Origin of the sequence: Streptomyces sp. TLI_55, assembly GCF_900206255.1 — a bacterium.
Classification (GTDB): Bacteria; Actinomycetota; Actinomycetes; order Streptomycetales; family Streptomycetaceae; genus Streptomyces; species Streptomyces aquilus.
The window spans coordinates 4877382-4890147 of record NZ_OAOJ01000001.1 but is presented as its reverse complement, the minus strand read 5'-3'; the positions used below and the strand labels follow the sequence as shown (position 1 = coordinate 4890147).

At 70.4% G+C, this 12766-nt stretch carries 12 protein-coding genes; 4 read left to right on the top strand and 8 right to left on the bottom strand.

Translation table 11 applies throughout. The annotated features are described in order from the left end of the window. Position 1 precedes the first annotated feature (1 nt). The 3 genes from CRP56_RS22425 to CRP56_RS22415 all read right to left on the bottom strand — a co-directional run bounded on the left by CRP56_RS22425 (position 2) and on the right by CRP56_RS22415 (position 1814). Positions 2 to 328: a transcriptional regulator gene (locus CRP56_RS22425; protein WP_097266670.1), complete on the bottom strand. Its 327-nt coding sequence runs from the start codon at positions 326 to 328 to the stop codon at positions 2 to 4. Further along, complete coding sequence (locus CRP56_RS22420; RefSeq protein WP_097266668.1) at positions 325 to 816, bottom strand: hypothetical protein; 492 nt, start codon at positions 814 to 816, stop codon at positions 325 to 327. The genes CRP56_RS22425 and CRP56_RS22420 overlap by 4 nt, the downstream gene beginning before the upstream one ends. Positions 817 to 899: 83 nt before the next feature. Then, the gene (locus CRP56_RS22415; protein WP_097266665.1) at positions 900 to 1814 is read right to left on the bottom strand and encodes a serine/threonine-protein kinase; all 915 of its coding nucleotides are present in this window, start codon (positions 1812 to 1814) and stop codon (positions 900 to 902) included. 113 nt (positions 1815 to 1927) lie between these two features. Between CRP56_RS22415 and CRP56_RS22410 the strand changes: the two genes are divergently transcribed. The 4 genes from CRP56_RS22410 (at position 1928) to CRP56_RS22395 (ending at position 5968) form a co-directional block, all read left to right on the top strand. Further along, on the top strand, positions 1928 to 2473 hold the full coding sequence (locus tag CRP56_RS22410) for an RNA polymerase sigma factor (protein ID WP_097266664.1): 546 nt from the start codon (positions 1928 to 1930) through the stop codon (positions 2471 to 2473). 44 nt (positions 2474 to 2517) lie between these two features. Further along, complete coding sequence (locus CRP56_RS22405) at positions 2518 to 3267, top strand: hypothetical protein (protein ID WP_097266662.1); 750 nt, start codon at positions 2518 to 2520, stop codon at positions 3265 to 3267. 127 nt (positions 3268 to 3394) lie between these two features. Next, complete coding sequence (locus CRP56_RS22400; protein ID WP_097266660.1) at positions 3395 to 4048, top strand: hypothetical protein; 654 nt, start codon at positions 3395 to 3397, stop codon at positions 4046 to 4048. 216 nt (positions 4049 to 4264) lie between these two features. After that, positions 4265 to 5968 carry an RICIN domain-containing protein gene (locus CRP56_RS22395; RefSeq protein ID WP_097266658.1) on the top strand — a complete coding sequence of 568 codons (1704 nt, stop codon included), beginning with the start codon at positions 4265 to 4267 and terminating at the stop codon, positions 5966 to 5968. 104 nt (positions 5969 to 6072) lie between these two features. Here the strand turns inward: CRP56_RS22395 and CRP56_RS22390 are convergent, their stop codons facing one another. From CRP56_RS22390 to CRP56_RS22370, 5 genes are all read right to left on the bottom strand, one after another. Then, entirely contained in the window at positions 6073 to 8550 is a 2478-nt protein-coding gene (locus tag CRP56_RS22390; RefSeq protein ID WP_097266656.1) for a non-reducing end alpha-L-arabinofuranosidase family hydrolase, read from the bottom strand. A gap of 85 nt (positions 8551 to 8635) precedes the next feature. After that, the gene (locus CRP56_RS22385; RefSeq protein WP_097266654.1) at positions 8636 to 9430 is read right to left on the bottom strand and encodes a hypothetical protein; all 795 of its coding nucleotides are present in this window, start codon (positions 9428 to 9430) and stop codon (positions 8636 to 8638) included. Further along, complete coding sequence (locus CRP56_RS22380; RefSeq protein WP_097266652.1) at positions 9427 to 9960, bottom strand: SigE family RNA polymerase sigma factor; 534 nt, start codon at positions 9958 to 9960, stop codon at positions 9427 to 9429. Before CRP56_RS22380 ends, CRP56_RS22385 begins: the two co-directional genes overlap by 4 nt. Positions 9961 to 10371: 411 nt before the next feature. Beyond that, positions 10372 to 11085, bottom strand: a complete 714-nt coding sequence (locus tag CRP56_RS22375; protein ID WP_097266649.1) for a TetR/AcrR family transcriptional regulator — start codon at positions 11083 to 11085, stop codon at positions 10372 to 10374. A 54-nt stretch (positions 11086 to 11139) separates the two neighbouring features. After that, a complete protein-coding gene (locus CRP56_RS22370; RefSeq protein ID WP_097266647.1) occupies positions 11140 to 12756 on the bottom strand; it encodes a gamma-glutamyltransferase in 1617 nt (538 codons plus the stop codon). Positions 12757 to 12766: the final 10 nt, after the last annotated feature.

Sequence of the window (12766 nt, the reverse complement as noted above, 5' to 3'; positions counted from 1 at the left end):
TTCAAGAGTGATCTCCTTGATCCGACGGCCCCACGATCGCCCGCAGCGCCGCAAGGTGCCCCTGATACGCCTCCCGGCCTCGCCGGGTCAGGCGGAGCCACACACGTTGCCGGGTGTCGCGTACGGCCTTGCGCTGTTCGACGTAGCCGGCGCCGACCAGCACGGCGACGTGCTTGCTCAGGACGGAGGCGGAGAGGTCGAGTTGCCTTTGGACCAGGCCGAACTCCGCTTCGCCCGCACTGTCCAGGAGGGCGCAGACGCGCAGCCGGTTCGGGGCGTGGATGGTGACGTCGAAGCCCTCCAGGCCGCCGTGGCTCTCGGCGCTCACGGGGTCCTCCGGTGCAACCGGACGAAGGCGAGGTGGAAGGCGACGGACACGGCGGCGCCGATCAGCGAGGCGGCGATCAGCCACACCGGCTGTCCCGTGAGACGGAAAGCGAGCGCCGGCCCCACCAGCAGTACGGGCATGCCGACCGCGAGCGGCACGGTCGCCCGCCTCGGCAGTACGTCGAACCGCAGCGCCACCCCTGTCTTGTCTCGCCACGCCTTCGATGCGACGGCGGAGAGCGCCCCGTACACCGCGGTGCTCGTCAGCAGGATGGCCAGCCAGGCGGGACGCGGCAGCAGCCAGTCCGAGTCGGCCATGACGCCTGCGCAAGCGATCGGGAGCGCGGCGATGTAGAGCGTGAGGGTGACGAAGAACCAGCTCGGCCACGGTGTCGCCGACAGTGCCGCGACGGAGGCCCGGATGTGCGCGGTGTCGGCCAGGGCGGCACGGGCCTGCTCCGGCGTGAGTCGTACCCCGTTGGTTTCCATACCGGAAAGAGTAGCCTTCAGTTTCCAGTACGGAAAGAGACCAGTTTCCGGTACGGCAAATCAGGGGTCGCCGATGTGTCCTGTCAGCGGGCCAGCCATGTCAGCACCGTCGTCAGCAGGAAGACGGCTGCCGCCGCGAGCCAGACCACCTGCCGTTTCGGGCCCGCTGGTCCGGGCGCCTGCCCCTCTTCACCCGGTGGCACGGGTGACAGCAGCGCGTCCGCGAACTCCTGTGCCGTTCGCGGTCGTTCCTCGGGGTCGGCGGACAGCGCGGCACGAAGAAGGGTCGCGATGCCGTCCGGGACGTCCAGCTCCCCGGGAATCGTCGGCAACGACGACGTCGATGTCCCGTCCGGCACCAGGAAGGCGCGACCGCCCGAACCGAACGGCTTGTTCCCGGTCAGCAGCTCGAACGTGACGACCCCGAGGGCGTACACGTCGGCGCGGCCGTCGAACCCGCCGGTCTGGAAGGCCTGTTCGGGCGCCATGTACGCGGGAGTGCCGGTGGTCACGGTCAGACCCGACGCGTCGGCCAGTTGCTTCGCGCTGCCGAGGTCCGCGACCAGGACGGCCACGGGCGTGCGGTCGGCGTCCACGAGGAGGTTCGACGGCTTGATGTCGCGGTGGATGACGCCCGCCTCGTGGAGCACCTGCACCGCGTACCCGGCCTCGGCCGCCAGGTGGAGCGCCTCCGCGGGCCGGCAGTGGCCGATCCTCTCGGCCAGAGTGCCGTCCCGGACGTAGTCCATGACGAAGTACGGCCGGTCCTCGTGGACGCCGACGTCGTGCACCCGTACGACACGGGGGCTGGAGATCCTGCGGAGCAGCCTCGCCTCCGCCAGGAAGCGTTGCCGCACATCGGCGTTCGAAGCCCAGTTGTCGGCCAGCACCTTCACCGCGACATCCGTGTCGAGCTCGGGGTCGTACGCCCTCCAGACGGTGGCGAACGAACCGGCTCCCAGCCTGTCCTCAAGGAGATAACGACCTAGCTTCTGCATGCGGCAACATTTTCCTGGGGGGATACCGCGGGTGCGGTGCGTGCTGTGGGGGACTTGCGAACTACTGTGCGACCTTGCGGGTCCAGGTCGGACGATATCGGGGGGACAGCAGGGTGTTCGAAGAGGATGAGCTGACGCGGCTCGTGGCGTCTGCGCAGGCAGGCGACCGGGCGGCCCTGGACCGTCTCCTCGTGAGGCTTCGGCCCACGGTCATGCGCCGCTGCTCCAGGTTCCTTCCGCACCACGCCGACGCCGAAGAGGCGGCACAGGACGCCCTGTTGTCCATCAGCACGCATCTGCACGAGTACACCGGGCGCGGCTCGTTCCTCGGCTGGGTGACCGTGATCGCGTCGAACGCCGCCAGGTCCACGTATCGCTCGATGCGCCGGCGCGCGGAGGACAGCCATGCGGTCGTTCCCGACGGGGTCGACCCGCGGACGACGAGCGTCATCGCGGGGACCCGCCTGGACCTGATGGAATCGCTGGCCGCGCTGGAGCAGCGGCACCCGGCTTTGGTGGAGTCCTTCGTGCTGCGTGATCTCGGCGACCTGACCTACCTCCAGGTCGCCGAGATCACCGACGCTCCGCTGGGCACGGTCAAGGACCGCATCCACCAGGCTCGCCGCTTCATGCGGGACCGTCTCGGCGGTGGATCCTGAGCCGCCCGGGGTCCCCGCTCGACGAGGGGACGGGAGGTGCGGTCGTGCGGGGCCGGTCGGTCGTCGTCATCCTGGTGGCAGCCGCCGTACTGGGCGTGCTGACCGGCCGGTTCGTCCTGCCTCAGCCCTCCGCTTCGGCCACCCCGGCGGAACGGCCGGGCGCCACGGCCTCCTCGTCGGGTGACGCCTCGCCCCTGCCGACACCCGCGAGCGGCCCCATGACCGACCGGCACCTGCTGACAGCGGCCGACTTCAAGAAGGTCGGCGTCTCCCGGCGCATCCACGTGCGGGACCGGGTCGGAGACGGCAACTACGCCAACGCGGCCTGCACCGGCGAGAAGACCCTCGCCGAGACCCTGGGTTCGAACGACGCGCACTTCCGCGGACTGCTGACGGGCAAGGACACGGGCTACGGCGACGACCCGACCACCGCGGCGGACATCGACGACCAGGTCGCACGCGAGGTCGCCGACGACGCCGGCAGCCGGGCCCTGGCCGAGAACTTCGCCCAGCGCCTGCTGCTGGAGGAGGTGCCGTGCCAGGACGAACCAGCCACCCACTGGGTCTACGGGCCGACGCACACGATCGACATCACCCCGGCCATCACCGCGAGTTGGATGGGTGCGTACGACGGCGATCTGAACACCACAGGAACCGCACCACGAGGCAAGGAGCCCTGTGGAGGCATCGCCGTACTCCGCAACGGCACGCACTACGGGGTTCTGGAGGTACAGGCCTGCCTGGACACGGCCGCGATGACGCAGATCGTCCGCACGGCCGTGATCAAGCTCTGACACCCCGGCACCTCATGTGGCATGGATCACATCCCATGCGGCGGATCGCCGTCCAACATCTCCCGCACCCCCGGCATCTCCATGTGTACGACGACGCCCACCGCGTCGCGACCAGACAGGAGATGACATGTTCGACAACCTCGCAGCCGCGGCCGGCAAGAAGTCCTCGCGTCGGCGTCGTACCGCAGGAGCAGCCGCCGCCGGTGCTGCGCTGCTCGCGGTCGGCATCGGCGCGCTTCCCGCCGCCGCTGCCGCTGCCGCGCCCCGCCTCGGCTCCGCCGACCTGCTCCAGAGTGAGGACCTCGTCCAGCAGGGGCTGACGCCGGTCGGCGCGAGCGTGGACCTGACGGGGAAGCAGGCTCTTTCGGCGTGCTCCGGCGAGGAGACGATGCGCTCGCTGACCAAGGGGAAGGCCGCCGCCTACGCCGACGTGACCTGGGCCTTCGACACCGGCCGCACCTCGCTGACCGAATCCGTCGCGGACGCTTCCACCGGCACGTCGGCGGCCTCGTACGAGAAGCGGCTCAACAAGATGGTGCGCGGCTGCCAGCAGGAGCCGCAGGGGCACTGGTACTACGGCAAGGGGCACTCGCTCACCGTCAAGGCCGGCCACGGCAGCTGGTACCCGGCCTTCAACGGCGACGGCAAGCTCTCCGGCGGCGTCGCGGTGATCCGCAGCGGCCACAGGTTCGGCATCGTCGAACTCACCGGCCGGCCCTCCGACGACGCCGGCTACCTGAAGGGCCTCACGGCCGCCGCCGTCGACCGGCTGAAGTCGTAGCAGGCGGGCGAAAGAATCTTTCGCTCTTCGCGGCAACCTTTTCGGCCTCGGGGACCACTCAGTGCCGTCCGGACCAAGTGGTCCGGTCGGATGCGATAGCTGAGGCTGAAAGAGAGCACAGGCATGCCCCTGGAACGACAGCACAGACATGGTGGTCACCCGAAGCACCGTGGGCGTCGGTTGCTTGCGCGGCGGGGGCTCTGGGGAGGGCTCGCCATGGTGGTCGTGGCCGGCTCGGCTGTCGTGGTCAGCCAGGCTTCGGCGGACCAGAAGAAGACCCCGGATCTGAAGAAGTGGTACGTCCTGGTCAACCGCAACAGCGGCAAGGTGCTGGACGACCGCGGCTCCGCCAAGAACGACGGGGCCGCGGTGGTGCAGTGGAGCCGTCATGGCGGCGCCAACCAGCAGTGGCGGTTCATCGACTCGGGTGACGGGTACTTCCGGCTGCAGAACCGGACCTCCGGCAAGGTGCTGGACGACCTCGGCTGGTCGAAGACCGCCGACTCCGCCCTCGTGCAGTGGAAAGACCAGAACGCCTCCAACCAGCAGTTCAAACTGGCCAAGTCGTCGGACGGCTACCTGCGTCTGGTCAACCGCTTCAGCGGCATGGCCGTCGGTGTCCACAAGGCCGTCAAGGCCAACGGGGGCAGCGTCGTCCAGAACCGTGACCGCAGCGGCGCCGATCAGCAGTGGAAGCTGGTCGCGGTAGGGAACGTCAGCGGCGACGGCACGCCCACCACGCCGGGCAGCAGCGCTCCCGCGAGCCCGGCTCCGAGCGCCCCGCGACCGTCGTCCTCGCCTTCGTCCGCGTCTCCGACACCCACGGCCGGTGGCGGCAGCTCGGCGAAGCGTTTCATGGGCAGTGACACGGTGCTCATCGGCGGCTCGATGACTGACGCCTCGGCGAACGCCGCGCCGTTCGACGTGCGCTACGCCTACATCCACAGCCAGCCCGCGCCCTCGTCGGACGCCTATACGGCATCGCGCTGCAAGGCTGAGTGGTCGGCCTGGTGGGGCTGCTGGGGCGGCACCAGCACGGCGCCCGGAAACCAGGTGACCTGGCAGGACGGCGTGGCGGCCAAGGCCACCTACCAGGGCAAGTCGCGACCCCAGAAGTACCTGTGGACCTGGTATTCGTTGCGCGACCTCGGGGACATGGCAGGCGAGGGTGACGGCCCGGGCGAGGTCAAGGCCATCGACAGGCGTGACCTGCTCACCAAGTACCTGAACGACTACCGGTTCTTCCTCCAGAAGATCGGCAACTCGCACGACATGATCGACCTGGAGCCCGACTTCTGGGGCTTCGCCCGGTCGCTCGGCAATCTGCACCAGGTTCCCGCGCAGGTCACGGCCTCGAATCCGACGGACTGCGGATCGCAGGAGAACAGCGCCTCCGGCCTCGCCCAGTGCCTGATCTCGATGGCGCGCAAGTACGCGCCGAACACCGGCGTGGGCCTGCACCTCTCCTGCTTCGACTGGGAGAACAACCTCCAGAAGTGCGTCAAGGACTACGCGGACCTCGGTGCGAAGAACGCCGACTTCCTGGCCACCGATGTGTCGGACCGCGACGCGGGCTGGTACGCACAGCCGGCCCACGGGGGCAGTGACCACTTCTGGAACGACCAGAAGGCCGCCGCCTCGCTGAAGTTCTGGAAGACGATGGCCGAGTCCGTGGGCAAGCCGGTCGTCCTGTGGCAGATCCCCGTGGGCAACATGGCGGGGAACAACACTCCCGGCCACTTCAAGGACGACAAGGTGGACTGGTTCTTCTCGCACATGGACCAGGTGGCGAACGCCCACATCGCCGGGCTGCTGTTCGGTGCGGGATGGACGGAGCAGACGACGCCCGAGACCGACGGCGGCAACCTGATCAACAAGACGATCGCCTATCACAACTCGGGTGGTACAGCGCTCAAGTAGCGGTGCAGCACTCACGCGGGTGAGGACGACGAAAGGCGCCCCCCTCTCTTCGAGGGGGGCGCCTTTCGTCGTCTTCGTCGGGCTGAGGGTCCTCGGGCTGAGGGTCAGCGCTTCAGGGTGAGGACACCCGGCCGGTACGGCAGCTTCGCGTAGTCGACGCCGTCCGATGCGGGGTTCCTGCCCTGGTAGAGGAACTGCAGGTTGCAGGGGTCGATGGTCATGGTCTGGTCGGGGTTGTCGCGGACCAGGTCACCGTGGCTGATGTCGTTGGTCCAGGTGGCACCGCTGTTGGCCTTGCCCGCGAAGGGGCTGCTCTCGCTGCCGGCCTGCACGGCCCACGGGCCGTTGAGGCTGGAGGCCGTGAACGAGCGGAAGTAGCGCCCGTTCGCACCCATCGCCTCGACGATCATGAGGTACTGGTTCTGGCCCTGGACCTTGTAGACCTCCGGCGCCTCGAACAGCTTCGCCTTCGTGTCGCTCATGACCGTCGTGTACGAGGAACCGAAGCTGCCCGGGAAGTTCCCGAGCGGCATGGACGACTTGTAGATCTTGCCGTTGTCATCGGCGAAGAACAGGTACATGTTCTGGTCGTCGGCGATCACGGTCGGGTCGATCGGGGTGCCTCCCGAGCCTGCGGGGAGGCTGCCGGTGAACAGCTCCTTCGGCGCGGACCAGCCGTTGGGGTCGGTGGGGTCGCTGGACGTGCGGTAGCTGAAGGGCCAGGAGGTACCCCACCCGTTCGAGACCAGCACCCAGATCTTCTTGGGCGCGAAGTAGAACAGCTTGGGCGCCACCGCGGAACCGCTGATCTTGGTCTGGGTGGCCGTCGCCATGTCCGACCAGTTCGTGAACGGACGGAAGGTCATCGCGCCCCACTGCGATCCGGTGGAGGTGGTCGCGTAGACCAGGTGCTTGCCGTTGTACGTCACGGTGGTGAAGTCCTTCAGCGCGACCGACCCGTTCGCCGGCTCCGCCAGCGGGCCCGTCGAGGTCCACTTGTACGTCGACGGAAGAGCACACGTGTCGCTCTTCGGCGCCGCGGTCGCGTCGCTCGTCGGCGCCGCGGCCGGCTGGAAGGTCCAGCGCTGGTTGGCGCCGCCGTTGGTGTCCCAGATCTGGACGGGCGTGCCGTTGGCGGTCTTGCCGCCGGGGAGATCCAGCGCCCGGCCGCTCGCGACGTTGGTCAGCGTGTAGGTGCCGTCGCTGTTCCGGCTTGCCTTCCAGTGCTGGTGGGCGCCGCCGTTGGCGTCCCAGAGCGTCAGCTTCGTCCCGTTGGCCTTCTGGTTCAACGGCTCGTCCAGTACCCGGCCGCTGGCGACGTTGGTCAGGGTGTAGGAGCCGTCGCTGTTCTGGGTGGCCTTCCACTGCTGGTTGGCGGCGCCGCTGGCGTCCCACACCTGGAGCGGGGTGCCGTTGGCCTTCTGTCCGGCGGGCACGTCGAGAACGCGTCCGGCGGCCGCGTTGGAGAGCGTGTAGACGGTGCCGGACGTGATGCCCCCGGCCTGCGTGCCGCTGCCGCTGCCGCTACCGCTGCTGCCGCCCAGGGCGGTGCGCACCGCGTCGTAGGCGGGCTTCTTGTTGCCGCTGTTGTCGAACAGCAGCGCGTTCTCACCGGTGCGCCAGGAGTCGCTGTCGCGGATGCCCCAGACCGTGATGCCCGTGCAGCGCGCCACGTTCGTGCACGCCTTGACGGCGTTGGTGTAGGCGGTGGCGGACGCCTGGGCGATGTCGAGCTCGGTGATCTGTACGTCCACGCCGAGCGCGGCGAAGTTGGACAGCGTGGTCTGGAAGCTGGCCGGCGGCCCGCTCGCGCCGAAGTGGCTCTGGAAGCCGACGCAGTCGATCGGCACACCGCGGGACTTGAAGTCCTTGACCATCTTGTAGACGCCCTGGGTCTTGGCGTCGGTCCAGTTCTCGATGTTGTAGTCGTTGTAGCAGAGCTTGGCGGCGGGGTCGGCGTCCCGGGCGGTGCGGAAGGCCTCCTCGATGAAGCCGTTGCCCAGGACGTCCTGGAACACGGAGCTGCGGTGCTGCCCGCTGCCGCCGTCAGCGAACGCCTCGTTGACCACGTCCCAGGCGTAGATCTTGCCCTTGTAGTGGGTCATCTCCTGGGTGATGTGGTTCTTCATCACCGAGCGCAGGGTGCCGGCGTCGCTGATGGACTTGACCCAGCTGGGCAGTTGGGAGTGCCAGACCAGGGTGTGGCCGCGCAGGCGCTGGCCGTGCGCGGAGGCGTGGTCGACGATCCGGTCGGCGGCCCCGAAGGTGAAGTTGCCGCGGGAGGGCTCGATGGCGTCCCACTTCATCTCGTTCTCCGGGGTGATCATCTTGAATTCCCGGTCGAGAATCGTGGAGTACGTGGAGTCGCCGAGCCTGCCCGCGGCCACGGCCGTACCGAAGTAACGGCCGCCGGCTGCCGCCGCGTCGGCGATCGTGGCCGGTGCGGCGGCGTCCGGCGTGAGTGCGGCCAGGGCGACCAGCGGTACGGCGGCGCCCACGGCGGCGAGGCCCACCGCGGCGGCGATGACGCGGCGGGTCGCCGGGCGGCGACGATGAGAGCGGTTCTGTTCTGACAACGGCATGTCCTTCTGGCGCGGCGGGACTTGATCCGGTCCCGATCACCCGCCAGTTGCCGCCACGCGCACAAAGGTTGCCGCGCGGCGGCGATCACCGCTTCGGGGCGAACCCTCCCCGTACCGACGCGGAGCCGCCCGAACCCTGTGCGTCGACGCGGTAGCCGTCGCCCTCGGCACTGTGCGCGCCGCCGGCACCGTTGTTGAACTGCGCGGCGAACTCATGGCTCCCGGCCGGCACGGTCTGGCCCGGCTTCAGGACCCAGCGGTAGACCAGCGCGCCGCCGGTCTCCTGCACGGTGACGGTGAAGTCGTCGCCCGGCAGGGTCTGCCAGGTGCCGGTGCTCTTCGCCCCGCCGGTCTGCACGATCCGGATCTCGACCGTGAGCGAGGTGAGCGGCTGGGTCGTCTTGAGGAGGAGGTCGCTCTGCGTCCAGTAGACAGTGCTCTTCGTATCCACCGACCCGGCCGACCGCAGCGGCCCGTCCTGGCTCTCGTCGGCGGTCGGCGAGGGCAAGGCACTGGTGGCCGACGGGGTCGGGCGCGCGCTGCCCGGGGTGGTGGCCGGGGGCGGCGCGACCGGGCTGGGGCGGGCCGATTTCGGGGGCGGGGAGCTGACGGCCGGGGCCAGGGTGGTGGGCGTGGTCACGGTGGGCGGCGGCGACGGCTTCGCGACGATGGCGGCGACGGCGAGGCCGCCGGTCGTCAGGATGCCGCCGGCGGCGAGCCCGGCGAGGGTGATCCTGGTCCAGGACTTCGCGAACGGTCGCGCCCGGTGCCGTACGGCGGGGCCGGCCATGCCGCGTTCCACCCGGGCCAGCATCCGCGCGCGGTCGGGCTGGTGGGCCTCGGCGGCCTCGCGCAGCCGACGGTCGATGTCCTCGTTCACCGGTTCCTCCTCCTCCCAGGCACCAGGTCCCCGGCCGCGTGTGCGCCCAGGAGCTTCTCCAGCTCGGCCATTCCCTTCGAGGTCTGGCTCTTCACCGTTCCGACCGATATGCCCAGTGCTGCCGCCGTCTCCTTCTCCGACAGATCGAGGGCGTGTCTCAGCACCACGCAGGCGCGCTTGCGGTACGGCAGCCGGGCGAGCGCCGCGCGGACGTCCAGGACGGCCGCCGTGTCCGGCCCGTCCACCTTCTCGGGGCTGCGGGACCAGAACAGCGTGATCCGGCGTCGCTCCCGGACCGTGCTGCGGATGCGTCCCCGCGCCATGTTGGCCACCACACCACGCGCGTAGGCGAGCGGGTGGTCGGCCTGCCGCAACCGGTCCCAGCGCTGCCACAGGGCGACCAGGGCATCCGCCGCGAGGTCGTCCGCCGCGTCGGACTCGCCGGTCAGGAGGTATGCCAGACGGGCGAGTTCGGCGTAGTGGCGTTCGAAGAATTCGTGGAACTCCGCGGACGCGTCATCGAGGACCATCCCCCGGTCGCCCTCTCCTTGCCATGAAGTGCGCATTGGTTGCGTATTTAACAACAACGGGGGGCGCAGCCTAACAGGGCCCATCCCGGGATTCGAACGGCGGTCGTGCACGGTGGCGGGGCGGTGCAGGCCGGCCGGGGGGCTGGTCAAGGCCGGGCGAACCGGTCGTCGTCGGTCAGCCACGCGCTGTCCGGCTGTACGGCGATGTCGTCGACGAACAGCGGCGCCAAGGGAACGCCCCTGACCATTCCGCTCCTGCGCCACGGCCGCGGCGCGGCGTGCTTCCTTGCCCTCATGCCCGTCCATCCGGTTGCTCGAATCGACCTTCCGGCTGCCAGTTGCCGCGGAGGACGAGAAGGTTGCCGCGCCGACGCAGTTTTTTCGCGCGGCGGCCCGGCGGGCGGGGAGGGCTCAGGTGGGGCGGGGCCCGCTCTCCGACTTGGCGCGGACCGTGTCGATGACCGCCTGGACGGCCGTCACGAAGTTCTGGGGGTCGTCCAGGCCCACGAACCGCGGGGCGACCCGCGCGATATTGGGGTACTTCTCGGGCGGCAGCGTGAGGTAGTCGGTCTTCCACGCGCGCAGATCGGCGTCCCGGAGCTCCGGGGACAGGGCGGCCAGGCTCGCGTCCATGGCGCTGTAGGCCAGCACCAGGTCGGCGAAGACGCGGTAGTAGCGGGCGGCTTCGGTGTCGTCGAGGCCGGCCCGGCGCATGCAGTCCAGTTTGCGCTCCACGGAACGGAACTCGTTCTCCCGGCGGGCGGTGCGCGCGGCTGCCAGGGCTCCGACCCGGGGATGGCGGAGGAATGCCGCACGGGTGTGGATCGCGATCTGCATGAGGTCGTGCGCCCAGTCGTCCGTGGGCGGCGGGAGGTCGGCCAGGGCCTCCTCGTGCAGGGCGTCGATGAGGGCAAGGAGCAGTTCGTCCTTGTTGCGGAAGTGCCGGTAGATCGCCGTCGGATGGGCGGACAGCTCACGGCCGAGGGCCTGGAACGTCAGCTTCTCCATGCCGGAGGAGTCCGCGACCCGGAACGCCGCCTGGACGATCAGCTCCTGGCTCAGGGTGCCTCGCGGCAGCCGGCTCCGGCTCGCCCTCTTGGTCGTCCTGGCACTGCTGTCGGTCATGCTTCCTTCCCCACCTCGATCGCTCGCTCCCCTGTCGCGCACCCGGCCATGGTGTCAGCCGGCCACCGCCGCCCCGTCCGCGCGCGGATCGGTGGCCGCCGCCAGCTGCGGTCGGCCGTCCCCGGCAACGCGCCGGACCAACTGGCCGTGCCCCACCCCGTCGTCGTACGCGCCGAGCGACCGGACGCCGAAGCCCGCCCCCCTGATCGCGTCGACACCCGCGGCCGGGACGTCCCGCTCCGCGCCGACGACGCCCGCGCCGCTCGTCACCCCTGCCTCCATGGCGCCGAGGACCCAGCGTGGCACCGACACGGCGTGTTCGGGAGCGGAACCGGCGGCCAGGTGCAGGGCCATGTGCGTGTGCACCTGGGGTTGCGCGCGTCCGCCCATCGCCCCGTGCGCTCCGACGAGTTCGCCGCCTTCGCGGACCAGGACCGGCATGAGCGTGTGCAGCGGCCGCTTCCCGCCGGCCAGTGCGTTGGGCGAGGCGGGGTCGAGGGAGAACGAGGCGCCCCGGTTGTGCAGGACGATCCCGGTGCCGGGGTCGAGCAGCGCGGCGCCGAAGCCGTGGAAGACGCTCTGGATCAGCGAGACCCAGGTGCCGTCGGCATCGGCCACCACGACCGCCACCGTGTCACCGGTCGCCTTGCGCTCGGCGAGCAGGTCGACGGCCGTACCGGCCAGGGCGTGCTCGGCGATGTGGCGCGCGTACGCGTCGGACAGCAGGTGGTCGACGGGGGCGCTGCTCCATTCGGGGTCGGCGCAGTGGCGGTCACGGTCGCCGGCGGTCCAGGCGAGGACGGAGGCGACCACTCCGGCGTCGCGGCCCAGCGGGTCGAGCGGCCCGCGGACGGTGCGGGCCACGTCGAGGGCCTTGAGGCCCTGGAGGAAGTAGAGGCCCTGAGAGTTGGCTCCTGCCGACAGGTACTCGACGCCGTCGTACTCCACGGCGAGCGCCGGCGACAACTCCACGGTGTGCGCGGCGAAGTCCTCCTCCGTCATCGCGGAGCCCCCGGCCGCGAGCAGCTTCACCAGGCTCGCGCCCACCTCTCCGCCGTACAGCGCGGCGGGGCCCTCCGAGCCGATCTGGGCCAGGGAGCGGGCGAGGTGGGGCTGGCGCAGTGTCTGTCCGGCCGTGAGGACCTCTCCGTCGGCGAAGAACACGCCGCGCATGCCGGGATCGCGCGCCAGGCTGCCGCTCTCGCGGGCGAGGTCGTGGGCCAGTCCGGACGCCACGGGCACCCCCTCACGGGCGGCGGCCTCGGCGGGCGCGAGGGCCGCGGCGAGCGGACGGCTGCCCCAGGTCCCGGCGAGTACGCCCCACCCGGCGACCGCGCCGGGAACGGTCACCGGCAGCGCGCCGAGCACGGGCATCAGGTCGTACGACGACGTCAGCGACGCCACGTCGACCGCGCGCGGGGAGCGGCCGCCGGCGTTGACGAAGCGGACGTCACCGTCCCGGGTGCCCACCAGGGCCAGCAGATCGCCGCCGACCGAGCACTGGTTGGGGTACACCACCGTCAGCATGGCGGCGGCGGCGAGCGCCGCGTCGACCGCGTTGCCGCCAGTGCGCAGGACCTCGGCGGCCACCTCGCTCGCCGCGGCGTGGGGCGTCGCGACGGCCCATTCCCCGCCCCTCGCGGCGAGCTGACGTTCGGTGAGTGCGGACATCGTTCCCTTT

Bases quoted from the DNA above. Each gene is read 5' to 3' on its own strand.
- CRP56_RS22420 (WP_097266668.1), bottom strand. From the start codon at position 816: ATGGAAACCAACGGGGTACGACTCACGCCGGAGCAGGCCCGTGCCGCC.
- CRP56_RS22415 (WP_097266665.1), bottom strand. From the start codon at position 1,814: ATGCAGAAGCTAGGTCGTTATCTCCTTGAGGACAGGCTGGGAGCCGGT.
- CRP56_RS22400 (WP_097266660.1), top strand. From the start codon at position 3,395: ATGTTCGACAACCTCGCAGCCGCGGCCGGCAAGAAGTCCTCGCGTCGG.
- CRP56_RS22395 (WP_097266658.1), top strand. From the start codon at position 4,265: ATGGTGGTCGTGGCCGGCTCGGCTGTCGTGGTCAGCCAGGCTTCGGCG.
- CRP56_RS22390 (WP_097266656.1), bottom strand. From the start codon at position 8,550: ATGCCGTTGTCAGAACAGAACCGCTCTCATCGTCGCCGCCCGGCGACC.
- CRP56_RS22380 (WP_097266652.1), bottom strand. From the start codon at position 9,960: ATGGTCCTCGATGACGCGTCCGCGGAGTTCCACGAATTCTTCGAACGC.
- CRP56_RS22375 (WP_097266649.1), bottom strand. From the start codon at position 11,085: ATGACCGACAGCAGTGCCAGGACGACCAAGAGGGCGAGCCGGAGCCGG.
- CRP56_RS22370 (WP_097266647.1), bottom strand. From the start codon at position 12,756: ATGTCCGCACTCACCGAACGTCAGCTCGCCGCGAGGGGCGGGGAATGG.